Below are 26,635 nucleotides of genomic sequence, written 5' to 3' on the forward strand. Positions count from 1 at the left end.
ACCAACTTCAAATAGACATGAGCCAGCATTCAGACCGCATTGCCCCTCACGGCGGCATCCTGGTCAACCGCATTGCTACACTAGACCAAAGACAGGAATTTTTCGACAAAGCAGAGTCCCTGCCGCGAGTCCAGCTTTCGGATCGATCGATCTCTGACTTGCAAATGATCGCGATCGGCGCCTTCAGTCCTCTCAAAGGGTTCATGGTAGAAGCTGATTATCGATCGGTAGTCAAAGAAATGCGCCTCTCCAACGGCCTCCCCTGGTCGATTCCCATCACCCTTTCAGTCAGCGAAGCAGTCGCCGACACCCTCACAGAAGGCACCTTAGTCCGCCTCGACTCCCCGGCTGGCGAATTTGCCGGTATCTTGGAACTCGCAGAAAAATACCGCTACAGCAAAGAAGAAGAAGCCCTCAACGTCTACCGTACCGACGATCTCAAACACCCGGGCGTTCAAGTAGTAGACCAATCCGGGTCAGTGAACCTCGCAGGCGAAGTTTGGCTGCTGGAACGCGAACTAGATGCGCGGTTTCCGCAATATCAAATTGACCCGGCGAAATCGAGAATACTGTTCAAAGAAAAAGGATGGAAAACCATAGTCGGTTTCCAAACCCGAAACCCCATCCACCGGGCCCACGAATACATCCAAAAATGCGCCTTAGAAACAGTAGACGGATTATTTTTGCACCCGTTAGTCGGGACAACTAAAGATGATGATATCCCTGCTGACGTGCGGATGCGCTGCTACGAAATCCTGCTAGATAAATACTATCCAAAAGATCGCGTAATCTTGGCAATTAATCCGGCGGCTATGCGCTACGCCGGCCCCAGAGAAGCAATTTTTCACGCTTTAATTCGCAAAAACTACGGCTGCACTCACTTTATTGTCGGGCGCGATCACGCTGGAGTTGGCGATTATTACGGCACCTTCGACGCCCAACACATTTTTGACGAGTTCGAGCCTTCTGAATTGGGAATTGTGCCGATGAAATTCGAGCACGCTTTCTATTGCAAGGTGACGGAACAAATGGGTACAACTAAAACAAGTCCCAGCACTCCGGAACAGCGGGTGCATTTGTCGGGAACCAAAGTGCGCGAGATGCTGCGCGCTGGAAAATTGCCACCACCGCAGTTTTCTCGACCCGAAGTCGCCGCCGAATTGGCGAAGGCTATGAATATTTTTAGTTACGAGATTTAAGTCTTGAACTTTGGTATTGGTGGCATTCTGAATAGTTTTGAGTTGGGGGTTTTGAGTTTTAAATTGTAAAATTTAAGCTTGAAACTCAAAAGTTAAAACTTAGAAGTTATGGGATCATCTCAGTTTTGCATTTAATAGTGCTGTCCCCGCTCGCGTATTATTACGATACGCGAGCGGGGACAGCACTATAAGAAAAAAATGCTTTTTACAAAAATGAGATGCTCCCGAAGTTATAGCCTTTCGAGATCTCATATGAGGTACGACTGGGAATAGGGAATAGGCCTGCGCCGGCAAAACCCGCAAAACCGGGCATTAGGGCATACCTCACTTTTTTGAGAACCGCTATATCTTAAGAATTAACAGTCAGCATCTACTGGATTCCAGGGTTTTGAGATTTGCGACGCATCCTACTAATGTTGTATAAGTTTTCAGAATTGGTATAAGTCACAATCTAATGAAAGCCCCTAAAATTAGAGAGGGGTATTTAACTTGAAATTCAAAACATAAAATTCAAAACTCTTTAAAAATGGGACTCAAGCGGCGGGAATTTTTGCAGCAAGCTGGCCGGGTGCTGGCCGCCATCGGAATCAGCGAGGCTGGATGGTTGCGGTTGGGATCGCGCTACTTGGAAGCTTTAGCCCAGCCAACAGCGCGTAAATTGGCTTTGTTGGTGGGGGTTGACCAATATCCAGATTCGCCCCTACACGGCTGTGTGACGGATGTGGAATTGCAGCGGGAATTGCTGGTATATCGGTTTGGGTTTGCGCCGTCGGATATTCTGACTTTGACTGATGCTGGCGCTACCAGGGACAATATCGAGACGGCTTTTGTAACTCATTTGAGGGAACAAGCAAAACCGGGTGATGTGGTGGTTTTTCACTTTAGCGGCTGCGGTAGTCGAGTTAGTTTTGGAGACTCTCCGGCAAAAATGCAAAACAGTTTAGTACCTGCTGATGACGTGGTACCGCTGTTAGAAAATCGATCGGTCAACGATATTTTAGAGGAAACGGTGTTGCAGTTGGTACGATCGCTCGCCACAGAAAATGCGATCGCCATCCTCGACACCAGTCACACCTACCCGGGTTTCCTCAAAAATGGCAACTTTCGCATCCGTTCCCGTCCGCGCCCCACCATCGGGCAGCCAAGCCTCGCAGAATTAACGTTTGTTGAAGGTCTCCAGGCAGGCAAAAACAACCGTTCTGCGATCGCCCTGCTGAGTGCGGCCGCCAATTCCCAAATCGCCGGGGAACAAGAATGGAACGGATTTACTGCGGGTTTGTTTACCTACGCCCTCACCCAAAGTCTGTGGTTAGCGACTCCGGCTAGCAGTTTCAGCGTCAGTTTTAGTCGGGCGGCGGGCACAGTCGAGCAAATAGCGGGATTATCGCAGCAACCGCAAATTCGCCCTGACAATTTAACAACCGCACCGGCGCTGAATTTTGCCACAAGTTTAATGTTAAATTCCGCTGCTGCTGATGGGGCTGTGACGGCGGTGGAAGATGGCGGCAAAACTGTGCAGTTGTGGCTGGGCGGGTTGTCGGCTGGGGTTTTGGATTGTTGCGGGGGTTCGGTGTTTGCTGTGGATGAAAAAGAGGGCGATTCCCTAGAGGATAGCAGCTATACTTCACGACTGTTGCTGCGATCGCGCACCGGTTTGTCTGCAAAAGCTCAAATTTTAGATAAGCTCGATCGTACAAAAGGGCAATTAACAGCCGGCGATTTGGTGAGGGAAGAAATTCGGGTATTGCCGCGAAACATCGGTTTGACAGTAGCTTTAGACTCTGGTTTGGAACGAATCGAGCGGGTGGATGCTACCAGTGCTTTCGCGACTGTACCGCAAGTTTCAGCCGTAGGGAGCGAGCAACCGGCTGACTTTCGGTTCGGGAGAGTCTCTGAAACCATTGTCGCTCAGACTCCTGCGGCTTACGAGCCTGCTTTGTATCAAGGCCGCTACGGTTTGTTTTCTGTCAGCCAAATGCTGATTCCCGACACTCAGGGCGACGGGGGAGAAGCCGTTAAGGTGGCGGTACAGCGGTTGATTCCGCAGTTGAAAGCTTTACAGGCGGGGAAGTTGCTGCGGCTGACTGTCAATGAGACATCTTCGCGGCTGAAGGTGCGGGCGGTTTTGGCAACTCTAGCGCCGCAAGCCCGGGTGATGGTGCAGCGGGAGTCGGTGCGGGCGAGTGGTGATTACCGGTTGGAACCCCTGAGCGCTCCAAGCGAGAAATCGAGTAACTTGGGTATACTAAGTTTGCCGATCGGCAGCCGAATTCAATATAGATTATATAACGAGAGCGATCGCCCGGTTTATGCTGCGGTGTTTTCCTCGGATACCGCTGGACGGTTGTTGGCGATGAATTATCAGGCTGAAAGTGATGCTGGTGCGATGTCAATGGCGATCGCCCCTGGGGATAATTTAAGCGTGCCAGCGGCTGGGGCTTTGGGCTTGGCGGTGTCTGGGGCTGTGGGTTTGGCGGAAACCTTGATTATAGTTAGTGAGAATTCGTTCGATCGCACTTTGGCTGCAATAGCAGCGGAAATGCAGCAAACAAGGGATACTTTGCCGGTGATGTTGTTGAATCCTTTAAATGTGGCGCGGGCTGTGTTGGAAGATTTGCACGTGGCTAGTATTCCGGGCGTGCAGAAACTGGGGATATCGACGGATGATTTGGCTTTGGATGTGAATGTTTGGGCGACTTTAAGTTTTGTTTATCGGGTAGTTTAATTTTGGGAATGGGTAATTGGGAATGGGTAATTGGGAATGCTTGCTGCGGGAGCATCTCATTGTTGCAAAAAATATTTTTTATTGTAGTGCGAGCGTCCTCGCTCGCGAGGTGTATAATACTCGCGAGCGAGGACGCTCGCACTATAAATGAAAAACTGAGATGCTCCCCTTGCTGCAACTATCCGAGTACGAAGTCGATATTCACTTCCCAATCAGGAAATGCTAGAGGCGAAACTTGTTGACCGCGCCAAAACTTTTGGATTAAACTGTAACCGTTGGGTGTTGGCTGGCGGTATACTTCTAAGCATTGTGCTTCTAAATCTACTAGCCAAACCTCTGCAATTTGCGATCGCGCGTAAATGGGAACTTTCACATCTCGATCGTAATCCACCGTACTATCAGATACTTCTATCAACAGCAAAACTTGTGATGGTGTAGGATGTGCCGTTGAATAGTAATCAGCACGGGGTTGTAGAAATACTACATCAGGTTGAGGTTCAGTGCGATCGGTCAACTGAACAGGATTTTGGACAGCAATAATCGCTCTTGTTTCGGGAATTGCAGCCGAGAGTCTGTTGAGGCGGTTGACACATCCGGCGTGGCGAGTTCCAATGGCGGCCATTTGTACAAGTTCTCCTTCGATCAATTCTACGCGATCGCCCTGGGGAAAAATACCAGCTTTACCCATTAAATGATATTCTTCTACGGTGAGCAATCTTTTGATTAATTGCACTGCCATAACTACCGTGCCTCTAATTATATTTATTAAATTGTAGTCGATCGAAGGAAGAAGGAAGGAAGAAGGAAGAAGGAAGAAGGCGCTTCTGGTTTAATATCAAATCCACTCTTCATCCTCCTGTATTAATCTCTCTATTCTCTCTCTGTGTCCTCTGCGCCCTAGTAAGGTTAAATCATTCCGATGCAACCATAAACGATATATAGCGGTTCTCAAAAAAGTAAGGTACGTTGTTGGGCTTGGGCCCTCTGAGAGTAGTGATTATATACTAAGCGAGGTGGCATCAAAAACTCCATTTACATTCATCATCTTTCTGATAAATGCTATAACTGGTTCGTTCTAGTAACGAGTACAAAGAAGACGGGCGGTAAAAACCGCCGTGTCATCTAATAACAAATTAAGATATAGCCTTTCTCAAAAAGATGAGGTATAATTGACAGCTTACATAACCGCTTAAACTAAGAGGGCTGAAGCCCAACAACATACCTCATCTGTCTGAGAACCGCTATATGACTGACAGCTTACATAACCGCTTAAACTAAGAGGGCTGAAGCCCAACAACGTACCTCATCTGTCTGACAACTGCTATTGATAAACTTTTTCTACCAGTTGAGCCAAACGTTTCATCGCAGTTTCAATCTCATCATTTGTCGCAGTCAAACTAATTCGCAAACACTCGTGTTTGTGCTGCCAATCTTCCCGCAAACCGGGGAAAAAAGAACTTCCCGGTACCACAATCACGCCGACTTTTTTCAATTCTTGATACATTTCCCAATCAGTCATTGGCAAATCTTTGAGCCACAACCAGGCAAAGATTGCTCCTTCACCTCGGTGCAAGAACCATGGCAAATCCTTCGGCATTGCGTGTTCTAACGTGCTTTCAACTACTGCAAATTTGCTTTGATAGTACGGGCGAATTACGTTGAGGGAAATGTCGGCTAGGGCGCCGGAAGCAATGGCCCTAGCTGCGATCGCCTGTCCGTATCTCGGCGAGTGAATGCACATATTGGTCTGAAAAGACTCTAATATTTGAATAATTCCTTCATCGCCGATCGCAATTCCGATTCTTTCACCCGGTAATCCGGCTTTTGACAAACTCATGCAGTGGACGATATTGCCGCCGAAAATCGGCTTCATTTCGGTAAAGTTCAAGGCCGGGAAGGGAGGCCCGTAGGCGGAATCGACTAACACCGGCACGTCGAAAGCGGCTGCTAAATCGGCGATTTTCTGCACTTCGTCGTCGGTGAGGACGTTTCCCGTGGGGTTGCAGGGACGGGAAAAGATCACGCAACCGCTGGTTTCATCGATCGACAGTTGGCTGAAATCCGGGCGGTATTTGAATCGGTGGGCGGCTGCATCAATATCTAGGGTGGGTTTGCAGGCGATGACTGCTTCGGGAATTAGGCTGACGCCGCCGTAACCGGTGTAGTCTGGGCTGAGGGGAAGGACGATCGACTTTAGGTTGCGGATTTGAGATTTGGGATCGGAAGTGTCGGCGACTGGTGCAGTGTAGCCTCCGAAAGCGTTGGCTGCGTAGAAGTAGATTGATTGACTTCCCGGAGTAATTAAAATGTTGCGATCGGTCAAATTGAGATTGTAACGTTGGTTAAAGTCGGCCAATACTGCATCGATAAAGGGCTGATAACCTTGGCTGGAACCGTAGCGACAAACGACTTCGCCGTATTCGGGGCTGGCTAAAAGTTCCGCAGTGCAATCGCGCCACAATTGCTCGACTTCCGGCAAAATCACCGGATTTCCGGCGCTTAAGTTGATAAATTCCTGCCCGTGGCCGGCTCTGAGTGTTTCTATAATATCTTTCATAATTGCCCGAACTCCTGTGAGTTGGGACATTTGAGTGCCAAATTGTGTGAGGGCAGGGTTCATGATGCGGCGAGGATGATAGAGGTTGACGGTTTATTTATGATAGCTTTTGTGCGATCGGGTCAAGACTTACGTATCGATCGCGTATTATGTCATTGCGAGGAACGTTAGCGTAAGCGATCTCTTATGAAAGCAATCGCAGCATCTGTTTTTGATGGGTTTTGGGTAGGGTTGAGGGCGTGGTTTGGTTCGATCGGGCGATCGAACAATATTTTTTGCTTAGTTTCCGTGAACCGGTAGGTGTTAAAATAGAGGTATGAAATTTTTTTGCTCAAACTCATGTTCCGCAAGGATTTGATGCCCCTCTTCTGAAAAAACGATTCACGGAAAGTCTGGAAGCTTTACAGGATAACGTTTTGGAGTGAGTATGAAAAATTGGGGATTGACAAGCCGAAGGCTAGAATGGTACTTTAGTTTTAGATTCACGGAACTGCACCTTGAAAACCAAATACAGCAAAGCTTCTGGAGCGGGCGGCCGGAAAACCCATAAATCCCTATCAGGGATTGAAACAACCTACCACGCCAGTAATGAACAGGCTGCAAACCGTGCTCCGTGCGCCGGAAAACCCATAAATCCCTATCAGGGATTGAAACGGGTAATTTCCACAATCCGATTTTGGCTCTTTGGCCGGAAAACCCATAAATCCCTATCAGGGATTGAAACTTTTACGTACATGATGATTTTGGAATTGTCCGCGCCGGAAAACCCATAAATCCCTATCAGGGATTGAAACTACAAAAACGAGAGGATTTCTCTTCGGCAGCACCGGGCCGGAAAACCCATAAATCCCTATCAGGGATTGAAACTTAGACCTCACCCCTACTACAAATCTCTTGCCGAGCAAGCCGGAAAACCCATAAATCCCTATCAGGGATTGAAACTTGGTATGGCTGAGTGGACTCATGACTTGATACTCTCCGCCGGAAAACCCATAAATCCCTATCAGGGATTGAAACCAAATCGACAAGAAGCTCGATTTCATTCACGAGGGCCGGAAAACCCATAAATCCCTATCAGGGATTGAAACTCCGAATTACTTCTAGAATGCAGTATCAACTGTCGCCGGAAAACCCATAAATCCCTATCAGGGATTGAAACTGACAATCAGGGCAACCTCGGAAGAATCAATATTGCCTCGCCGGAAAACCCATAAATCCCTATCAGGGATTGAAACATTGCCCTCTTGCTCAATCGGGGGGATTCCTTGAAAAGCCGGAAAACCCATAAATCCCTATCAGGGATTGAAACTTATCCTTGGCTTTAACTTTTTTCATCATTATGGGCCGGAAAACCCATAAATCCCTATCAGGGATTGAAACGGTCTGCCGGACACAAGCGCCAACCGCAAGGCAGCGCCGGAAAACCCATAAATCCCTATCAGGGATTGAAACTCATGCGATCGCCACTCACACTTGTATCAGCTTTTTGGCCGGAAAACCCATAAATCCCTATCAGGGATTGAAACAAATTCCAAACTCGGATCGAGTGCTATCTCGATATCGAGCCGGAAAACCCATAAATCCCTATCAGGGATTGAAACAAAATAATCAAGTTTTGCAACCACTTTGACGAATCGCCGGAAAACCCATAAATCCCTATCAGGGATTGAAACAGTCGCCTTCAATGCCTACTAAATTTTGCATTTCTGCCGGAAAACCCATAAATCCCTATCAGGGATTGAAACAGCGTCAAATTCAAACGCCCTCAACCAGCAAATTGGCCGGAAAACCCATAAATCCCTATCAGGGATTGAAACTAACTATTTCTTTCATCTCTTCTTTGACGCTATTTAAAAGCCGGAAAACCCATAAATCCCTATCAGGGATTGAAACTGGGTACACCTGCCGCCAGTTAGCCACCTTTTTGGGGCGCCGGAAAACCCATAAATCCCTATCAGGGATTGAAACTACTCTTCTTTAACTACTACTGCAATGGCAGCAGGCCGGAAAACCCATAAATCCCTATCAGGGATTGAAACGGAGTGGACAGACGTGGTGCGGATTTTGAGTGAAAGCGCGCCGGAAAACCCATAAATCCCTATCAGGGATTGAAACCGGGAGACAAGATGGCAATAAAAAACACCCTTTGCCGCCGGAAAACCCATAAATCCCTATCAGGGATTGAAACATCATGCAGCCTTTTCCAAATCTCAAAAATCTGTTTCGCCGGAAAACCCATAAATCCCTATCAGGGATTGAAACCTTCTTTGCGGGCTACCAATGCTCGAACCAGAGAATTAGTGAGCCGGAAAACCCATAAATCCCTATCAGGGATTGAAACGCGCTTCTTGTAAAGAATAATTGTAAAGGCTTTAATGCCGGAAAACCCATAAATCCCTATCAGGGATTGAAACCGTACTCATTCACTCAAAGAATTTGATTGGAGTGGCGCCGGAAAACCCATAAATCCCTATCAGGGATTGAAACTGATAAATGCCTGATCGATTAAGCAGAATGAATTCATGCCGGAAAACCCATAAATCCCTATCAGGGATTGAAACGTAGCCACTTTCTAGGAATTCCGGGGCCGCGAGCCGGAAAACCCATAAATCCCTATCAGGGATTGAAACTGGAATAATAAGTCTTCTTACAAATTAAAGGCACTCCAAGCCGGAAAACCCATAAATCCCTATCAGGGATTGAAACGTAGCCACTTTCTAGGAATTCCGGGGCCGCGACTTCTGAGCCGGAAAACCCATAAATCCCTATCAGGGATTGAAACGATCCTTGTAAGATTCAGGCGAAAATACCGCCAGTGCCGGAAAACCCATATTTCCCTGTCTAGGGCTTGAAACGGCGGTAAAACGTAAGCCCCCGCGAGAAAACCGCAAAATCCCGATCGCGAATCCAAACCAGATTAAAATAATCGAGTCAAGTTGACTTTATTTTTTAATTCCCATGCGTATTTGGCAAGCCGATTTCTACCGCCGCCCTCTCCGAGACGAAACCGGCAAACCATTGTGGGAACTCCTCATCTGCGACTCCGCACAAACATTTCAATTTAGCGCCCTTTGCCGCCAGTCGGAAGCCAACTCCCATTGGCTAGCCGCCCAATTCCAGCAAGTTCAAACCCAGAAATTGCCCGACACAATCCAAGTATTTAGACCTCAATCTCTCAGTTTAATCGAAGCAGCGGGCAAAGTTTTGGGCGTCAAAGTAGAAGCAACTCGGCGCACCGCCGCCCTCAAAACCCTGCTGCAACAACGCGATCGAGAATATTCCAGTCTGCCTAATTATACTAATGAAGCTTATCGGGCGATCGACCTAGAAACTCCTCCACCCATCCCCCTACCCGAAAATCTCTGGGGCGATACCTGGCGTTTTGCATCCCTACCCGCCGGCGACATCCTAGAAGCCATCCAAGGGCGTCCCATCCCCATCTTAGAAATGCCCGAATTCCTATTACCCCTGAACTTAGGTTTAGCCTCAACAGTACCCGTACCCGGAGTTGTAATTGACGGCGGGCGACAGTCAATGCGCCTAGCTAGATGGCTTCAGGAAGCCAAACCCTTCGCCTTGAACTATATCGCCGGAGCTCCCGACGGATTGATATTGGAAGCTGGGTTAGCCGATCGATGGGTTGTCGCAACCTTTGAAGATAGCGAAGTAAAAGCCGCCGCCGAAACTTACCAACAGCGCAAACAATCGAGTAAAGGATTGCATTTTCTCCTAGTCCAGCCCGATGATAGCGGCATGACTTATACAGGGTTTTGGCTGCTAAATTTTAATTAATAATACCAATCCTAAATCTTTAAGGTACGTTGTTGGGCTTCAGCCCTCTTTAGATATATAGATAAAGAGCGCTGAAGCGCAACAACGTACCTTTTTATATTGACAATAAATTTTTGATAAACAAACCAAACATTTATTGTGTAGCAATCTTTTTCCAAAAATCGTATTAAATGCGGTACAGCTTACAAGCATGAAAAAAATTTGCTAAGCACCAAATTTTGTGGTACCGAGCAAAACAGAGGTTGTTTCCTCAAATCTTGTCGGTGCGTCGCTACGAGATTTTGAATCTTTTTTAGGGATTATTCATAGCGACACACCCTACAAACACTTTTGGCTGCTAAATTTTAACTCGCAATAGTTAATGCCGAATCCTGGACATCCGCAGCCAGTAAAACTTTAACAAAACGATCGCCCTTTCTAGCTGCGGAAAAATGAAACTATCGGAAATTATCTTATTTTTGATTTCAAAATTCGATCGCCAAAATCAGATGATCTCCCGAAAATAACTGCCAGCAGATACAGACTGAAGCACCCTTTTTAAAAGTCTATCTATTCCACAACCAGAATCAATCCATCTTGGATGCCCTGATGCACTCGGTTAATCTGACACCGATCCTTTTCGTTGAGACGGTTTGTCGAAAGCATTGCAGACTTCAGCAGCCGCCTGTCGAGAGGCGTAATTTGGCGGAAAGCAAAGATTCGTTGGACGATCGCCTCGATCGCGATCTTAGGTACGCTAGCAGAACTGACTGTCATTTTTTTAACACCCTGAAAATAGATAACAGAACCCTGTACCTTTATTTTTAAAGATTTTGTAAAGATACATTGTGATTCAGATCATACATATCTTGTGACAAAACAGTGTATAAACGATCGCAATCGCTATAAAAATTAAATTATTTTAACGCAAACTTAACAATAGCTCGATAGAATCAATGTTGTAAAACTGAGGCAGAGGGTAAAATGGCACAGGCAAAAATCGGCATTATCGGCGGCAGCGGTTTGTATAAAATGGAAGCCCTCAAGGATGTTGAAGAGGTAAAAATCGATACACCTTTTGGCGCGCCATCTGATGCAGCCATTGTGGGAACCTTAGACGGTACGCCCGTTGCATTTTTGGCCAGACACGGCCGCAATCACACTTATTTGCCCTCGGAAGTCCCCTATCGGGCAAATATTTATGCCATGAAGAGTTTGGGAGTTGAGTATTTAATCTCAGCGTCGGCGGTTGGTTCCCTAAAAACAGAGGCCAAACCTTTAGATATGGTAGTGCCAGATCAGTTTATCGATCGCACAAAAAATCGAGCTTCTACATTTTTCGGAGAAGGAATAGTCGGTCACATCACCTTCGGCGATCCGATTTGCGGCGAATTGGCTAAAGTGTTGGTAAGCGCGATCGAATCCTTGAACCTCGCCGACGTTTCCCTGCATCGCGGCGGCACCTACGTCTGCATGGAAGGCCCCGCATTTTCCACAAAAGCAGAATCAAATCTTTACCGCAGTTGGGATGCGACAGTCATCGGGATGACTAATTTACCCGAAGCAAAATTAGCCAGAGAAGCAGAGATTGCCTACGCAACTTTAGCATTAGTTACCGATTACGACTGCTGGCATGAAGAACATGACAGCGTAACAGTAGAAATGGTAATCGCCAACTTGCACCGCAATGCGGAAAATGCCCAAAAAGTAATTCAAGAAACTGTGCGGAGGCTAACCGAAAATCCCCCTGTTTCTGAGGCACATTCCGCTTTGAAATATGCAATTCTGACTCCACTGGACAAAGTACCTCCCGCAACCAAGGAGAAAATGGGTTTGCTATTGCAGAAATATTTGTAGGGGATAGGGAATAGGGCATCGGGCATGGGGCATCGGGCATCGGGCATCGGGCATCGGTTATTAGTTATTAGTTATTAGTTAATTGCTAACAATTACCAATTTCTAAATTCCTAATGCCCAATCCCCTGGGAAGGCCGATGCCCTGGGAAGGCCAATGCTTTTCGGCCCTGGGAAGGCCTTCTTCCCAATGCCCAATGCCCAATGCCCTGCGCGGGGCAATGCCCAATGCCCAATGCCCAATGCCCAATGCCCAATGCCCAATGCCCAATGCCCAATTAACCGATCAACTGTTTAAACGCATCATGTTCGCGAAGTTTTTCTAAATCTGCTTCAGTTTTTGCCAACTCTTTGCACAAATTCGGATTGAGATTCAGGGCGCGCTTTAAATTTTCAATTGCTAAATCAATTTTACCTTGGAGCGCATAACATCGGGCTTTATTGTACCATATTCTGTAAAAATCAGGTCGAATTTTAGCAGCATTGTCGTAGGACTCGATCGCCGCTTCGTACTTTTGCAATTTGGACAGTGCCACGCCTCGATTGTTCCAAGCGTCAGTATAATCTTTTTTGACTTGTAGGGCTTGATTGTACGAAATTACTGCTTGTTCGTATTCCTGCATTTTGGAAAACGCAACGCCTCGGTTGTTCCAAGCGTCGGCGTAATCGGGTTTAGCTTGGATGGCTTGTTCGTAACAGCCGATCGCCTCCGGGTACTTCTGCAACTCCAACAATACCACGCCTCGGTTGTTCCAAGCGTCGGGATAGGTCGGGCGAATTGTGGTAGCTTGTTCGTAGGATGCGATCGCCTCGGGATACCGCTGCATTCGAGTCAGCACAACTCCCCGATTGTTCCAAGTATCGGCTAAATCCGGCTGAATTTGCAGTGCTTGATTGTAAGCTGCGATCGCATCTTCATAGCGGTTTTCAAAGAAACAAGCATCTCCCTGTTTGGCATAGTCGGCTGCCGTCAATAACTGTTGATAATTGCCGTAGTTAACCGGAGCAAATTCTTGAATTTGGGCATCCGGTAATAACAAATCTGTTTCTACATCTGCTGGGTGATTTTGGTATTGAATTTCACCTAAGATACTTTCAGCATCGGAAATTAATAGTTTTAATTGAGAGATGGTATCGTAGTGGAGACTTTCGATTTCTTGGCGAGCAATTGTTGTCTGCTTGGACAATTTGCCCAACAAAAACCAAACAATGACTCCGGCTGCTGTCGGAAACAAAGTTAAGGCAATTACCAACCCATTTAGCAGCAGGCCCGTGCGCCCAAAAGCAATGTCCACTTCTTCTTGAACTCGATCGCGAATTTCGTCTTTGAGTTGCTGCTGGGGCAATTCCTGCTGAATTAACAGTCCCCCAGCCTTCGCTTGGGATGCAGAAACCTTACTGGTACAGAGTAAAATAATCAAAAGGGCGATCGGGCTAATACTTGTTCTAAAAATACTTGACAAACGCATTGCCTTAGTGATACGCACCTGATTTGCGATTTTCATATCTCAAGAAATGCTGGTAAAGATGATCTCAGCCTAGCCGATTTGTTCAAAAACTATTAAATACAGGATATCTATTGTGCAGCCTTCTCCGATTAAGTGTTTGACGCAAGAATTGCTAGACGAAGTTGCAGCTTCCTCTCGCAGCAATCCCCGCGGGCGACAAAACTACAATTTCCACGATTTGTCAGAAAAGGTGCAGCGGTTTGTCAACGTGCTGCAAATGGGTACTTACGTGCGCCCTCACCGCCACCTGCGCGCCCCGGAAGTTAACGGTTTTGAGTTTTTTGTCGTGATTCAAGGAGAAGTGGGTATTCTGATTTTGAACGAAGACGGTCAAATTTTGCGATCGTTCCGAGTTAGCGCAACCGGGCCCACTCGCGCTGTGGAACTTCCAGAGGGCACTATTCACACGTTGGTAGCTTTGGCTGCGGATACTGTGATTTTGGAGTTCAAGGAAGGGCCCTATGAGGTGGCGGCGGATAAAGACTTTTTGCCCGATTTTCCGGCTGAGGGTACTGAGGCGGCGCGGGAATTAGTCGGGATTTGGGAAGCGGAATTTAAATAAGAAGGAAGAAGGAAGAAGGAAGAAGGAAGAAGGAAGAAGGAAGAAGGAAGAAGGAAGAAGGAAGAAGGAAGAAGGAAGAAGGAAGAAAATTAAGGGTTTCAGCAATTAAGAACGTACTAATTCTTGGTCGCAGTTGCCCAATGCCCAATGCCCAATGCCCAATGCCCAATGCCCAATGCCCAATGCCCAATGCCCCATGCCCAATGCCCAATGCCCCATGCCCCATGCCCAATGCCCAATGCCCCATGCCCAATGCCCAATGCCCAATGCCCAATGCCCAATGCCCCATGACTACTAACTAATGAATCTAATTGTTGTCATCCGATTGTATAAATCTGGGGCGGTGCGAATGATTTTTCTGAGAAGTTCATCTGTTACCCAAAAGACGATGGGAAAGGAAAACTTTTTGCTGAACTCGCTGCATACTAGATTGGTAGAACTTAGCAATCGATCGATCGACTCCACTGACTCCAAACCGAGGATCATTAAAGCTGGAGGCTTTGCGCCGTCTACTTCTGTGGCGATTGTCGTGTAGAGAGATGTCGCCGATTTTGGCACAAACAGTTGCTGCGGTTTCTGGGTGCAAGTTGCTTGGAGGCGATCGACTATTTGCTGCCGCAAAGCCAGGGAGTTGCAGTGGACTAAAACGAAAGAAAAGTAACCTTGGGAAAGACGGATTGCCCGAATTAAAGTTGAGAACGACCGCTCGTTATATTTGGCTGAGTCGTACCTCGCTGGATCGTTTTGATCTGTATTTTCTGAGCAGTTCTCGGCAAACATAAATTGCAGTTCTGTTCTCTAGTTTTAGGGATTTTCTAGATTAAATAATTTTTATAAATAAAATATGAAGATCGAACAAAAAAAATTGGAAAATGTTCCGGCGATCTTACCACTGCTTGAAATTAACATCAATAGTGCGATCGACAGATTTTTCTGCACCCGAGCTAAACGGATATAATACAATCAAACCCAACAATGAAATGTATTTAAAAATACAAAAAAATTATCCCCGCTCAAATGTAGTTAAAAATACAAAAAAATCATCGGCTATTTTCAGCTAGGGGCAAAGTAAACCAAAAAATTGCCCCTTTACCGTGACTGCTAATTACCCCAATTTGCCCGCCGTGAGCGCCAATAATTTGCCTGCACAGGTATAAGCCCAAACCCAAACCGACGGAGTGTCTGGATTGATTGCCCCTAACGTAAAGGTCAAAAAGATGTTCGCACTGTTCCGGCAATATTCCCACTCCGTCATCTTCAACGGTACAGTAAATCATACTTGGGGAATGGGGAATTGGGAATTGGGAATGGGGCATTGGTAATTTATCGATATCTGGTTTCGATTCACTTTGATTTATGATATTTTTTCCCCTAGGGATTACTTTAGCAAAAATTTTCAAATTTAGTCCGGGAAGATTGTGTTTCAAAGCATTAGAAATTAAATTAGAGAAAACGCGCCACAACTGAGTATAGTCAGCATTCACTGCGGGCAAATCATCTGGCACTAAATTTGTAAAAGTAGCTTGAGCATCATTGATTAAAGGCTCCAAATCAGCCGCCGAAGCTTTCACTAGCGCTCTCAAATCTACTCCTGTGCAGTGCAGAACCAAACCGCGCAATTCCCCAGCATGAACTTCCAACAGCGAATTTATTAACCGCAATTGCTGCTCGCTACCTTGAATCATCCGCTCCAAAACAGAACGGGGAATTGCGATCGAATCCCCCGTTTTTGTCTTCCAATTTTTCAGCACCATTAACATTCCCGCTACCGGATTTCGCAAGTCGTGTGAAAGAGCGTGAATAAACAGCCGCTGCGATTCTTGGGCCTGTTTGCGCTGCGTGATATCCTCAATTAAACCCTCATAATAAAGCACGGAGCCGCTGCTATCCCGTACCACCCGCGCTTTCTCCGATATCCAGACAATACTGCCGTCTGAGCGATAAATTTGCGACTCAAAATCCGATACTGTGTTGCTTTGCTCGATCGATCGCAAAAACTGATTTCTGCGTACAGGATCGACATACAACTGTCGCTCAATATCAGTAAACTTTGCCGTCACTTCTTCGGGGGAATCGCAGCCGTAAATCCGCGCCAAAGCTGGATTAGCCGTAATGTAGCGCCCCTCGGGAGTGCTTTGAAAAATTCCCTCGCCGGCATTCTCAAAAATGCTGCGGTACTTCGCTTCAGCCACTTCCAACTGCTGGTAAGCAGATTCCAACTCGCGCCTGGTACTAAACTCTTTCCGTTGCAGGCATTCGTACCAATAAACCGACAAATCGCAGATCAAACAAAACCAAAACAAATATAAGTAAAACCCGCTCAGCCGAAAAGTAGTATACTTAGCAAAACTTAGATTTAAAATTAAATTTATGCCAACGTGGCAGAACAAAACGCCGAGCTGAGAAATCAGGTGAAGGCGCCAGCGGACGGGCATCAGTGTCGCTTGAGTGAGAAACGCTAAACTCCAAGTTAAAAGTGGTAAGTCTCCGATTTTTGCAGCGGCTAATCCAAGCTGTACAACGACTGTTAACGACCACGAAAAACCCAAAAATAGTAAACCGGGATAGCGTTTTCCGATCGAGGTTTTTTGCAACACCAAACAAGTCAGCAAGCCAAATTGTATAGCAGCGCTAGTGTACAAATAAACAATTTTAAATTCCCGGGGAGCGAAGATTGCTTCGCCCAGAAGATAGACAATTATTGTGAAGGCAAAAAAGATGGCAATTCGGACAGCAGGGCTCAGCCGATCTCGCAGGAAGCGATCGCGCCACACCTCGTAAACCGTTAACGCCTGAACTGATTTTTCATGGCCAGGATAAAACATACGATTTTGGATTTTGGATTTTGGATTTTGGATTGAAGAATTGAAGACTGAATAATTGAATAATTGAAGATTTAATAATTGGGTTAATAGCGATTGTCTGAGTTGAATCAGCCCTCATATGATGTCCAGTCGATTGACCGCGATAAAATAGGTTCGTAGTGTGGACTTTAGTCCGCTCTTTTTGCGGACTAAAGTCCACACTACGAACCGTTTTTGTTATGGTAATCGCTCGGACATCATATCAAACGGATACAAGCGCCCGACTGTTGTCGTGGAGAAATTAAAATTTTAGACTAAGAGTTAAACCTCCCACATTCATCTGTGAAGTAAATTAAAAATCTAAAATCTAAAATCTAAAATCGACTGACAGTCGGTAGCGAAAACCAGAAAGTCGAGCCACCTCCGGGAGTGGTTTCGACGCCGATGAAGCCGCCGTGAGCTTTGATAATTTGCTTGGAGAGGTAAAGCCCCAAACCCAGCCCTGTTAATTGTCGGCTATTGGGGTCTTGAACGTAAAGTTCAAACAGAGATTCCCGCTGTCTAGCACTGATTCCGACTCCATTGTCTGTTACAGTGCAGCGAACCATTTTTACGGTGACATCGGGCAATTTGCCACCTGTATTCCCAATTTGACCCTGATAGCGGGGCAGTTGGCAACTGCCGTCGAGGTGAAATTTGGCCCGGGTTTCTTGATTTTTTGGGGTGTCGAACATCCCCGTGCGATCGCCCGCAGCAGATGACAGGTTAGGGATACAGCGGGCGACGAAATTATTTCGGGAGGTGAAAACCTGTGTATTTTCTGCAAAAATCAGTGCTTTTTCTACTTCAATTACCTCGGCTTTAAAAGTTATATTGACTCCCGGATGATTGTGCTTGATAGCATTGGTTAGGAGATTTTCCAGAACTCGCTGCAAGTGTTTGCTGTCGGCATTGACTTGTGGCAAATCTGCGGGTATTTCCAAAGTCAAAGTTGCTTGATTTTTTGCCAGCATTGGTTCTAACTCAGCAACAATTGCGGAAGTTAAAGACTGCAAATGCAGCGGTACTGTATTTAGGACAATACCTTGAACTTCGCTAGCGTGAGCGTCGAGTAAGGCATTAACCATTCTCAACTGGTGTTCGCTAGCTTCAACGATCCGCTTCAAGATCGATCGAGAAACCGCAATATGCTCTAGAGAGTCAGAGGCCGATTTGTTGAGCAAATTTTTCAGCAGGATTAACATTCCCATAACTGGAGTGCGGAGATTGTGAGAAACTGCGTGCAAAAATAAATCTTTGAGGCGGTTGCTTTCTTGCAGTTCGTGCATTTTTTGCTGCAATTGGCGGGTGCGTTCCTCCACTTGAGATTCCAAGTTGGCATTGAGATCTTTTACTTGCTGCAAAAGTTGGGCTGAAGAGAGGGCGATCGCGACTTGGGTAGCCAGTTTTTCTAACAAATCAATTTCAAATTCTTGCCACTGGCGGGGCCCAGAACACTGGTTGACGGCCAAGATCCCGAACAATTCTTCCCCGAGGAAGATCGGCACAGTTAAGGTCGCCCGAATTTGATAGTCGCTGTACAATTTGGCAATGATGTTGCTGACTTGCACCGTAGCAGTATCGGAGACTACTCGGACGAGGTTGTTAGCATAAAAAGCTTTCTGCTTTTCGATAAAACTTTCGTCAGCGAGCACCCATCCTATAAGAGAAGGACATTCCACAGCGACAGACTCAGCAACAACTTTGCCGCGCGCCGGGCTAGCCAAATTTGCCCCGCCTCCGTCCATAATACCGATGAACACCCGGTCTGCCTTGAAAAATTGCCGGACTTCGGCAACAGTAGTGTTGAGAATTGCTTCGAGATCGAGGGAGTGGCGAATTCTCAGGGCCATTTCTGAGAGCAACCGATCGCGCTCCGAGGATGTTCGCAAAGCCGCTTCTGTGCGGTGGCGATCGGTAACGTCTTGGACTGTGGCGGCGATGACGTTAGAATTAATTGCCGACTGTTCGCAGACAGTGCGCTCAGAGCCGTCGGCGAGTACAATTCGATAGTTAATGCAATAGGATTTGCGCTCAAATATCGCTTGACATTGCGATCGCGCCACCAATTCTCTATCATCTGGATGTACCGCCTGCAAAAAAACGGATGGTGTTGGTTTCACAGTTCCCGGAGCCAAACCCAAGAGGCGATAAAGTTCATCCGACCACCGCAATTCGATATTGGATATATGATGTGCTGCGGCTTCTGCACAGTTTGTAGTTGTGGCGACGGCGGCGCAATTTAAATCCCAATTGCCCAATTGAGCGATGCGCTGAGCGTTAGCTAAACTAGCGTGAGCGTCGCGCAACATGGCCGCGGTTCGGTGTACCTCAACCAGAGCTTGCTGGCGTTCAGCGACAGCAGCAGCCAACATCAGGGCGACAATGGCGATCGTAGCAGTAAAAGCTTGTAAAAATAAAACCGCCTGTTGCAAATTTTCGCTTTTGACCAGAAACGGGCCGCCTCCCTGCACAGCTCCCAAAATCGCGATGCAAGAGACGATCGAATAAGCAAAAATTGCTCCCTGCTGTTGAAACCGCAGGGCAGCCCAAACTATGAAAGGAAAAGGCAAATATTCCAGCGGATAAAGAGCACTCGCCCCCTTTGTTTTACAACAAAAAACTAGCCAACTCACGCTCAACAGCAGAACAAATAAAATGAGTGCTTCTAAATAATCAGAAATTAAAAATATAATATTATAGCGATTTCTGGCTTTATTTGATATAGTTAAATAATGAGCAGTTAGCGATTGATAATTAGCAATTGATGATTCATAATTAGCAACTGGCAATTGGCACTTTAGCCAGTTAAACAATGATAAAAAGTCAGTAATAATCGGAGGATTTATGGGAGATTTAAAACTTTTAATAGCGTGGTGTAAAGTCAGCAACACTGGCGTGACAATTAAAATTCCCATGCCGTCTCCGAGCCACGTAGTCCACCAGTTGCGAGAGAAATTGCTCCACTGAGCCCAACCAAAAAAGCACGTACCCAAGTTGCCGAGTGCAGAACCGAGCAAAGTAGACCCGATGACAGCGCCCGCCACCAAACCCAGAACATCTCGCAGTCGATCGAGCTTAGTACAAAATCCGATCCGCGCGAGCACAGCCTCCCCAGCCAGTGCTTGCAGGGTGACGCTAAAAGCGGATGTCACAATCACGGGGGAGGGTATACCCGCGGCGAAGGTAGAGTTTAACAGTACCGAACCGAGGGCAATTCCCGGCCACATCCGTCGCCCTTGTAGCAGCACTGCCGCCAGAGCAATGCCTGCGGGTGGCCACACGGGGGAGGCTTCGGCTTTTACCAGTCCCAGTATGGACGCTGCGAGTTTTCCGGTGACAAAGTAGGCCAGGGCCAGGATGCTGGCGTGCAGAAGGGGACGAGTCCGGCGGTTGAGCAGTTTCATTTTTTGTGCGATCGAATCCTCCATTGCTATTTTTTAATTTAGGCGAATTTGGGCGATCGAGCTTCCTCCAGACGAATCACCTGACTGGGGGAAGGGTTCAACAGTTGACAGTTGACAGTTGACAGTTGACAGTTGACAGTTGGGGGAGAGGGGGAGATTGGGGAAGATTGGAGGAGATTGAGAGAGATTAGGAAAATATTCCTTTTTCCTTCTTCCTTACTTCTTTCCTTCTTACAACTTCGATCGGACTTTCATCCGTTACATCCGTTACATCCGCTACAGAATCCGTTGCCGAACTTCCTTCTTCCTTCTATTAAAATCCAAAACCCCGCTTACCATCGGGCTTAGTAGTCAACCAATTTGTCTTTGCACTTGCGAGTTGTTCCTCAGTAACTGTAGCGTCAGTTAGATTCGCGCCGCACAAATTCGCACCCCGCAAATTCGCCTTGCTCAAATAAGCGCCCGTCAAATCAGCACCTCGAAAATCCGCACCTTCAAAATTAGCAGTGCTGCAATAAGCTTCAGTCAAATTTGCCGATCGCAAATTTGCCTTCACCAACCTCGCGTGGCCCAAATTCGCCCCCGACAAATCCGCTGCTTGCAAATTTGCCTTCACCAACCTAGCCTGATAAAAATTTCCCCCCGCCAACTGCGCTTTTGGCAATTGCAAACCCGACAGTTCGCAGTCAGCAAAATCGCGTTTACCTTTAAAATATGCCGCTCGCAAGCTGTTACTTTCCCACTTTACAACCGCTTTCGTTACCTTTTGTCCTGCTAAATTGCCATTGGACAAGGCCGCAGTTCCGAAAGTTCTGCCAGACTCAGCCAAAGTCCGGGAAACTCTCGGCTGCATCCCTGTATTTCCCGATTGACTGAAGGAAGTTCTAGTGCGGATGCTTTGCTTCGATCGCAAATCTCGATCGTTTTTCATCTGGGGCGAAGGCAACGAAGTAGCATCACTATTAAATATCGTTGGTTCTTCAACCGTGCGGCCACCTGCGTTGAATTGAGTTGTCAAGCCGTTGCAAAGATCTGCGTCTTCAAATTCGCCATTCAGAGCTTTGACGACATCTCCTGTCGATTGAAAGCGATGGCCGACCATGGGCTTGAGCATTTTCTCAAGAATCCGCGCAAAATTTGGGCTCACCTGAACGTGGGGCTGCCAAACAATTTCGCCAGTTACCGCATCAAAATCTAAATCTTTGGGAGACTTTGCTGTCAGCAAATACAAACAAGTCATGCCCAAGGCGTAGATGTCGCTGGCAAATATCGGCCGCAGCGCCATTTGTTCGGGGGGAGCAAAACTAAACGTACCAACTGAAAATTTCGTGTTGGCGCTTTGGTCGGCGGGGTCTAATAATATTGTTTGGCTAACTTGGTCTTTAACCGCTCCGAAATCAATCAGAACCAAGTGATTGTCTTGAGCGCGGCGAATAATATTTGCGGGTTTAATGTCTCTGTGAATTACTCCTTGGCTGTGGACGTATTGCACTACCGAGAGAATTTCTAATAGAAAATTTTTAACATCTGATTCATTGAAACGCCCTGATTGTTTGACTTCTTGTTTCAAAGTCGAGCCTTTAACATACTCTTGAACTAAGTAAAATTGCTGTTCGGTTTCAAAATAATCTAACAGCCTCGGCACTTGCGGGTGATCGCCGAGTTGGCCGAGGGTTTTCGCTTCTCGCTTGAATAATTCCCGCGCCATTTCTAAAACTCGCGGCGACGAACTACTGGGTCGGAGTTGCTTGACTACGCAACTCGGTTGACCTGGCAAAGAGATGTCTTTTGCCAGAAATGTAGCTCCAAAACCTCCTTGTCCTAACGGTTCAATGACTTGGTAGCGAGCGCGCAGCAATAACCGCGCACCACAGGTCTGACACTGGAGAATAGAGTCAGGAGGGTTTTGAGGATGTGGACAGCCCGGATTTACGCAGTAGCTCATGTTGATTGAGTTTGCCTATATTTTTCTGATTTTGCTCTGGCGATCGCTCGAGGGCACAAATTCCCTTAAACCGCATCTGCTAGAAATACAGCTCTATCAGTTGCCGGCGGGCCGTGCTGCGGCGTGCGAATTGGAATTGCACCTAAGTCTTTTAGGCCGATATCTTTTCCCTATTTTAATTATCTCGTTGCTGTGAGTTTTTGCGGTAGATTATCCTTGAAGATAGTTTAAAGACTTGCTAAAGTTGTCCTTTTTTATGTAAAGTCTTTCTAAACTTAAGTGCTTTTTGCGCTGTTAGATGTTTCTAGCATACCTCATTCTCTGATTGAGAATGTTACTCATCCCACAGCAGACATCGATCGAAAGGGCGATCGCTCGTTTTTGCTGATATCTACCACAATCATCTTGACAAATTTTAGTTAGTATGGTATGAAAAGTTTTCCCGAATAAATTCTCGGACTGCACAGTCGAAGCCCCCCGGCGTAGACTAATGACGAATAACTACCGAGCACTGACAACAAACTACTGACAAAATTATGCGTATTTCTCTAAACTGGCTGCGGGAATTGGTCGATGTGACGAGTTCCCCGGAAGAATTAGCCGAAACCCTGACAATGGCAGGATTTGAAGTCGAAGAAATCGAAGACAGGCGTGCATGGGCCGACGGCGTAGTATTGGGCAAAATAGTCGCCTGCGAACAACATCCCAACGCTGACAAATTGAGAGTTTGTCAAGTTGATGTCGGCAAACCTGAACCCTTAAATATTGTGTGCGGGGCACCCAATGCGAGGGCGGATATTTATGTACCTGTAGCCGTTGTCGGTACTTTTTTATCGACGATAGATCTGAAAATTAAACCTGCTAAATTGCGGGGTGTTCCTTCGGAAGGAATGATTTGCTCTCTCGCCGAATTGGGATTGTTGAAGGAATCAGCAGGAATTCATATCTTTGATCTAGAAAATCCCGAATTAGGCAGCGATATTCGTCCGCTTTTAGGTTTAGATGATGTGATTCTAGACTTGACAGCAACTGCGAACCGTGCAGATGCTTTAAGCATGGTGGGTGTAGCCCGGGAAGTGGCGGCACTAACTGGCGCAAGTTTGAGAATTCCGACAACTAATGATGTGGCGATTCATGGCGAAAAAAGTCCGAATTTGGCAGTAGAAATATCGGAACTGCAAGGCTGCCCGATTTATATTGGTACCGAAATTTCAGGGGTAAAAATTGCACCGTCTCCGGCTTGGTTACAACAGCGGTTGCAGGCGGCGGGAGTGCGATCGATTAGTAATGTGGTTGATGTCACTAATTACATTTTACTGGAATGGGGACAACCGCTGCACGCTTTCGATCGCGATCGACTGCAATCTTTCACCGGTACTTCTGACATCAGCATCGGCGTGCGCTTTGCCAAACCAGGCGAATCCTTCAAAACCTTGGACGGACAAAACCGCAATTTGCAACCTCAAAACCTGTTAATTACTGCTAGTGACAAACCCGTAGCCTTAGCTGGGGTAATGGGTGGCGAAGACACGGAAGTGCACGAAGGTACGCAAAATTTAGTCTTAGAAGCTGCCATTTTCGACCAAGCAACGATTCGGCGTTCTGCCCGCGCCCAAGGCCTGCGGAGTGAGGCTTCGATCCGCTACGAACGGGGTGTGAATCAGGCAGCTTTGACGACGGCGTGCGATCGCGCTATTGCCCTAATTTTGCAGTTGGCTGGCGGGACTGCGACGGTGCAGAAAACGGCGAGTTCGGGGGAAGATATGAGTTTTTCGCGATCGATCGAATTGCGTCTAGATCGCATAAACTTGGTGTTAGGACAGTTAAAAAGAGGAGCAACCGGCGGTTCTCCCTATCTGGAACCGGAGGAAGTAAAAAATATCCTCACAGCCCTGGGCTGCGAAGTGGCTGCGACGGAAAAAGCACGAGTATTTGCGATAACTGTTCCGCCTTACCGCTACCGGGATTTAGAAAGGGAAATTGATTTAATCGAAGAAGTCGCGAGACTCCACGGTTACGACAATTTCTGCGATACTTTGCCTAGCGAAACAGAACCTGGTTATCTATCTCCAGAATACGCGCAAATACGGAATGTGCGATCGGCTTTTCGGGCGGCAGGCTTAACAGAGTTGATGCACTATTCCTTAGTGAAAACCGAGGGAGACAATCAAGTTGTGCTAGCGAATCCGCTGTTTGTTGAGTATTCGGCTTTGCGGACGGAAATGCTGTCGGGTTCGATCGATGCTTTCCAGTACAATTTGGAGCAAGGAAACGGCGCGCTCAACGGTTTTGAGGTCGGACGCATTTTTTGGAAAGAAGGGGATGCGAAGAAAGAAGCAGACGCCGTAGCGGGGATTATTGGCGGCGACCCGACTGTGTGGAAATGGCAGCAAGGTGGGCGCGATCGACCTTTGACTTGGTTTGAAGCGAAAGGTGTCCTAGAAAGTGTGTTTCAGCAGTTGAGTTTGGCTGTGGAATATGCAAGCGATTCCTCTAATCCACGCCTGCATCCTGGCCGCACAGCCGCGCTATCGTTAAACGGGAAACGGTTGGGAGTTTTCGGACAGCTACACCCGCAATTACAGCAGGAAAAGGGTTTGCCGGAACAGGTTTATGTGTTTCAATTAGATTTAGGCGTGTTGTTGGGTGAGTTAGGTCGATCCTCTACGAGGGCTTCGCTAACGCACAACTCGACTCGCAAATTCGCAGGTTATTCGAGTTTCCCGGCTTCTGACAGAGACATCGCATTTTTCGCGCCGGTGGAAGTTCCGGTAGTTGAGATGCAGGGCGCGATGAAGCAGGCGGCGGGTAGTTTGCTGGATTCCGTGGAACTCTTCGACGAGTATCGCGGCGAAAACGTACCGGCGGGACAACGTAGTTTAGCATTTCGGTTGGTTTATCGATCGGGCGATCGAACACTCAGCGAAAGCGATGTCGAACCAGCCCAACAAAAAGTCCGCGATGTTTTAGTCGAGAAATTCGGCGTTAGTTTGAGAAGCTAATTGTAGGGTGCGTCGCCATGAGATTTTCGATATTTAGTGAGGGATTTTTGATGGCGACACACCCTACGGCTAACTTCCTTCAACCCACGGAGGTGGGTTTTGTTTGTGTAGACGCGGTTTCCAACCGCCGGGAAATTCAATTTGTAACTAAAGGACGCAACATATCCCGAACCATAAACGAAACATCAGGAAATTGCAAAGGAGAAATACTCGCATCATCCCCAAGAACTGCTATACTTTGATAACCATCCTGACTCGGTTCTCGAAAAACATGAAGTTGCCGATTATTCACATCCAAAACCCAATAATCAGCAATCCCCGACTCAGCATAAATTTTCGCTTTAATCCCGCAATCCGTTCTCAGCGTAGTATCCGCAACTTCCACAATCAGATAAATTTCCGATGGCGTTGGATGGTGGTCTTCATAGTAAAGTGGATCTGGTATAACTACAGAAATATCCGGTTCAGGTTCCGAGTAATTATCGAGCCGAACAGGGTCTTGCAGTCGCACCAAAACCCTCTCTCCCAAACGGTTTTCCAGTAGCTTCTCTGTTCGTTTTACCGCCGCACCGTGTGCTGTTCCCTTTGCGGCCATCTTTACTATCTGTCCTGCTAGTAATTCTACCCGTTCATCCTCATCAAAAATACCAATTTCCGTCATCCGGTCATATTCTTGAACCGTTAGCAGCCGAAGGTCTAGTAAAGTCATAGTTATCTCCTCCTATTTAACAAACGTCTCTCTTTCTCCCCTCTCTTCCTCAGCGCCCTCAGCACCCTCTGTAGTCAATCAATCTTATCCTAAAAAAAATTATCAAATCCTGCTACACTTATTGTACAATAAATTTCAAATAAATTCATCCAAGGCTCAAAACCGTGACCAAATATGTAATGTGGGGAAGTTACTGCGAAGATGTCCTCGAAAAACGTGCTCCATTTCGAGACGCTCATTTAGCCGGACTTGCCAAACAGAAAGAATCGGGAGTGTTAATTGCGATCGGGCCAACCAAAGATTTAAGCAAAGTTTTTGCAATTTACGAAGCAGAAGATGAGGCGGCTGTGCGAAAATTAGTTGAAGCCGATCCCTATTGGGTAAATAAGGTTTGGACTGAGTACCAAGTGAAAGAGTGGATTCAAGCTTTTTGAAGCGACAGAGAAATTAAGAATTGTTTGGCTAGTAAATACAGAAATCAACTTGCTTGACTAATGAATCAATGTGGGCTAACATAGCTGAATTGCATAAGTTGTCAAGCGGTGCGAGGAGG

Annotated in this window: 18 protein-coding genes and 1 CRISPR repeat array; of the genes, 8 read left to right on the forward strand and 10 right to left on the reverse strand. The window is 46.8% G+C overall.

The features are described from left to right. Window positions 1-17: 17 nt before the first annotated feature. Both sat and JGK16_RS06150 read left to right on the forward strand, forming a co-directional pair. On the forward strand, window positions 18-1,199 hold the full coding sequence (sat, locus tag JGK16_RS06145; protein WP_293189893.1) for a sulfate adenylyltransferase: 1,182 nt from the start codon (window positions 18-20) through the stop codon (window positions 1,197-1,199). Between the two features lie 526 nt (window positions 1,200-1,725). After that, window positions 1,726-3,924 (forward strand): caspase family protein, encoded by a 2,199-nt coding sequence (locus tag JGK16_RS06150; protein WP_293189895.1) that lies wholly within the window; start codon window positions 1,726-1,728, stop codon window positions 3,922-3,924. A 178-nt stretch (window positions 3,925-4,102) separates the two neighbouring features. On the opposite strand, the gene JGK16_RS06155 is transcribed toward JGK16_RS06150, so the two are convergent. Both JGK16_RS06155 and JGK16_RS06160 read right to left on the reverse strand, forming a co-directional pair. Next, window positions 4,103-4,663 (reverse strand): Uma2 family endonuclease, encoded by a 561-nt coding sequence (locus tag JGK16_RS06155; protein WP_293189897.1) that lies wholly within the window; start codon window positions 4,661-4,663, stop codon window positions 4,103-4,105. A gap of 582 nt (window positions 4,664-5,245) precedes the next feature. Continuing rightward, the gene (locus JGK16_RS06160; protein ID WP_293189899.1) at window positions 5,246-6,544 is read right to left on the reverse strand and encodes a valine--pyruvate transaminase; all 1,299 of its coding nucleotides are present in this window, start codon (window positions 6,542-6,544) and stop codon (window positions 5,246-5,248) included. Window positions 6,545-7,015: 471 nt separating this feature from the next. Then, window positions 7,016-9,335: a CRISPR direct-repeat array (repeat unit 37 nt; unit sequence GCCGGAAAACCCATAAATCCCTATCAGGGATTGAAAC). Between the two features lie 104 nt (window positions 9,336-9,439). On the opposite strand from JGK16_RS06160, the gene JGK16_RS06165 reads away from it, so the two are divergent. Beyond that, on the forward strand, window positions 9,440-10,273 hold the full coding sequence (locus JGK16_RS06165; RefSeq protein WP_293189901.1) for a Tab2/Atab2 family RNA-binding protein: 834 nt from the start codon (window positions 9,440-9,442) through the stop codon (window positions 10,271-10,273). 549 nt (window positions 10,274-10,822) lie between these two features. Here the strand turns inward: JGK16_RS06165 and JGK16_RS06170 are convergent. Then, window positions 10,823-11,029: a hypothetical protein gene (locus tag JGK16_RS06170; RefSeq protein WP_293149903.1), complete on the reverse strand. Its 207-nt coding sequence runs from the start codon at window positions 11,027-11,029 to the stop codon at window positions 10,823-10,825. 207 nt (window positions 11,030-11,236) lie between these two features. Between JGK16_RS06170 and JGK16_RS06175 the strand changes: the two genes are divergently transcribed. Next, the gene (locus tag JGK16_RS06175) at window positions 11,237-12,109 is read left to right on the forward strand and encodes an S-methyl-5'-thioadenosine phosphorylase (RefSeq protein ID WP_293189903.1); all 873 of its coding nucleotides are present in this window, start codon (window positions 11,237-11,239) and stop codon (window positions 12,107-12,109) included. Window positions 12,110-12,384: 275 nt separating this feature from the next. Here JGK16_RS06175 and JGK16_RS06180 read toward each other — a convergent pair whose 3' ends face one another. Beyond that, complete coding sequence (locus JGK16_RS06180) at window positions 12,385-13,611, reverse strand: tetratricopeptide repeat protein (RefSeq protein ID WP_293189905.1); 1,227 nt, start codon at window positions 13,609-13,611, stop codon at window positions 12,385-12,387. Window positions 13,612-13,687: 76 nt separating this feature from the next. On the opposite strand from JGK16_RS06180, the gene JGK16_RS06185 reads away from it, so the two are divergent. Beyond that, entirely contained in the window at window positions 13,688-14,176 is a 489-nt protein-coding gene (locus tag JGK16_RS06185) for a WbuC family cupin fold metalloprotein (RefSeq protein WP_293189907.1), read from the forward strand. Here JGK16_RS06185 and JGK16_RS06190 read toward each other — a convergent pair. The 5 genes from JGK16_RS06190 to JGK16_RS06210 all read right to left on the reverse strand — a co-directional run bounded on the left by JGK16_RS06190 (window position 14,169) and on the right by JGK16_RS06210 (window position 22,371). Beyond that, complete coding sequence (locus JGK16_RS06190) at window positions 14,169-14,465, reverse strand: hypothetical protein (protein WP_293189909.1); 297 nt, start codon at window positions 14,463-14,465, stop codon at window positions 14,169-14,171. The two genes, JGK16_RS06185 and JGK16_RS06190, sit on opposite strands and share 8 nt — an antisense overlap. A gap of 5 nt (window positions 14,466-14,470) precedes the next feature. Further along, window positions 14,471-14,956, reverse strand: coding sequence for a hypothetical protein (locus JGK16_RS06195; RefSeq protein WP_293189911.1), 486 nt, complete (start codon window positions 14,954-14,956; stop codon window positions 14,471-14,473). A 260-nt stretch (window positions 14,957-15,216) separates the two neighbouring features. Next, complete coding sequence (locus JGK16_RS06200; RefSeq protein WP_293189913.1) at window positions 15,217-17,001, reverse strand: PAS domain-containing sensor histidine kinase; 1,785 nt, start codon at window positions 16,999-17,001, stop codon at window positions 15,217-15,219. A gap of 353 nt (window positions 17,002-17,354) precedes the next feature. Beyond that, entirely contained in the window at window positions 17,355-20,450 is a 3,096-nt protein-coding gene (locus JGK16_RS06205; RefSeq protein WP_293189915.1) for an MASE1 domain-containing protein, read from the reverse strand. Window positions 20,451-20,739: 289 nt separating this feature from the next. Next, a complete protein-coding gene (locus tag JGK16_RS06210; RefSeq protein ID WP_293149884.1) occupies window positions 20,740-22,371 on the reverse strand; it encodes a serine/threonine-protein kinase in 1,632 nt (543 codons plus the stop codon). Window positions 22,372-22,650: 279 nt separating this feature from the next. Here JGK16_RS06210 and JGK16_RS06215 point away from each other — a divergent pair, with 279 nt between their 5' ends. Further along, entirely contained in the window at window positions 22,651-22,794 is a 144-nt protein-coding gene (locus tag JGK16_RS06215) for a hypothetical protein (protein WP_293183457.1), read from the forward strand. 113 nt (window positions 22,795-22,907) lie between these two features. Further along, window positions 22,908-25,373: a phenylalanine--tRNA ligase subunit beta gene (gene pheT / locus JGK16_RS06220; protein WP_293183459.1), complete on the forward strand. Its 2,466-nt coding sequence runs from the start codon at window positions 22,908-22,910 to the stop codon at window positions 25,371-25,373. Window positions 25,374-25,509: 136 nt separating this feature from the next. Here the strand turns inward: pheT and JGK16_RS06225 are convergent, their stop codons facing one another. After that, a complete protein-coding gene (locus tag JGK16_RS06225) occupies window positions 25,510-26,082 on the reverse strand; it encodes a Uma2 family endonuclease (protein WP_293183461.1) in 573 nt (190 codons plus the stop codon). A 164-nt stretch (window positions 26,083-26,246) separates the two neighbouring features. On the opposite strand from JGK16_RS06225, the gene JGK16_RS06230 reads away from it, so the two are divergent. After that, window positions 26,247-26,516 carry a YciI family protein gene (locus tag JGK16_RS06230; protein WP_293183463.1) on the forward strand — a complete coding sequence of 90 codons (270 nt, stop codon included), beginning with the start codon at window positions 26,247-26,249 and terminating at the stop codon, window positions 26,514-26,516. Window positions 26,517-26,635 lie beyond the last annotated feature (119 nt).

The organism is Microcoleus sp. PH2017_09_SFU_O_A (genome assembly GCF_020738625.1).
Taxonomy (GTDB): Bacteria; Cyanobacteriota; Cyanobacteriia; order Cyanobacteriales; family Microcoleaceae; genus Microcoleus.

Bases quoted from the DNA above. Each gene is read 5' to 3' on its own strand.
- sat (WP_293189893.1), top strand. From the start codon at position 18: ATGAGCCAGCATTCAGACCGCATTGCCCCTCACGGCGGCATCCTGGTC.
- JGK16_RS06150 (WP_293189895.1), top strand. From the start codon at position 1,726: ATGGGACTCAAGCGGCGGGAATTTTTGCAGCAAGCTGGCCGGGTGCTG.
- JGK16_RS06155 (WP_293189897.1), bottom strand. From the start codon at position 4,663: ATGGCAGTGCAATTAATCAAAAGATTGCTCACCGTAGAAGAATATCAT.
- JGK16_RS06160 (WP_293189899.1), bottom strand. From the start codon at position 6,544: ATGAACCCTGCCCTCACACAATTTGGCACTCAAATGTCCCAACTCACA.
- JGK16_RS06165 (WP_293189901.1), top strand. From the start codon at position 9,440: ATGCGTATTTGGCAAGCCGATTTCTACCGCCGCCCTCTCCGAGACGAA.
- JGK16_RS06170 (WP_293149903.1), bottom strand. From the start codon at position 11,029: ATGACAGTCAGTTCTGCTAGCGTACCTAAGATCGCGATCGAGGCGATC.
- JGK16_RS06175 (WP_293189903.1), top strand. From the start codon at position 11,237: ATGGCACAGGCAAAAATCGGCATTATCGGCGGCAGCGGTTTGTATAAA.
- JGK16_RS06180 (WP_293189905.1), bottom strand. From the start codon at position 13,611: ATGAAAATCGCAAATCAGGTGCGTATCACTAAGGCAATGCGTTTGTCA.
- JGK16_RS06190 (WP_293189909.1), bottom strand. From the start codon at position 14,465: ATGGGGCATTGGGCATTGGGCATTGGGCATTGGGCATTGGGCATGGGG.
- JGK16_RS06195 (WP_293189911.1), bottom strand. From the start codon at position 14,956: ATGTTTGCCGAGAACTGCTCAGAAAATACAGATCAAAACGATCCAGCG.
- JGK16_RS06200 (WP_293189913.1), bottom strand. From the start codon at position 17,001: ATGTTTTATCCTGGCCATGAAAAATCAGTTCAGGCGTTAACGGTTTAC.
- JGK16_RS06205 (WP_293189915.1), bottom strand. From the start codon at position 20,450: ATGGAGGATTCGATCGCACAAAAAATGAAACTGCTCAACCGCCGGACT.
- JGK16_RS06210 (WP_293149884.1), bottom strand. From the start codon at position 22,371: ATGAGCTACTGCGTAAATCCGGGCTGTCCACATCCTCAAAACCCTCCT.
- pheT (WP_293183459.1), top strand. From the start codon at position 22,908: ATGCGTATTTCTCTAAACTGGCTGCGGGAATTGGTCGATGTGACGAGT.
- JGK16_RS06225 (WP_293183461.1), bottom strand. From the start codon at position 26,082: ATGACTTTACTAGACCTTCGGCTGCTAACGGTTCAAGAATATGACCGG.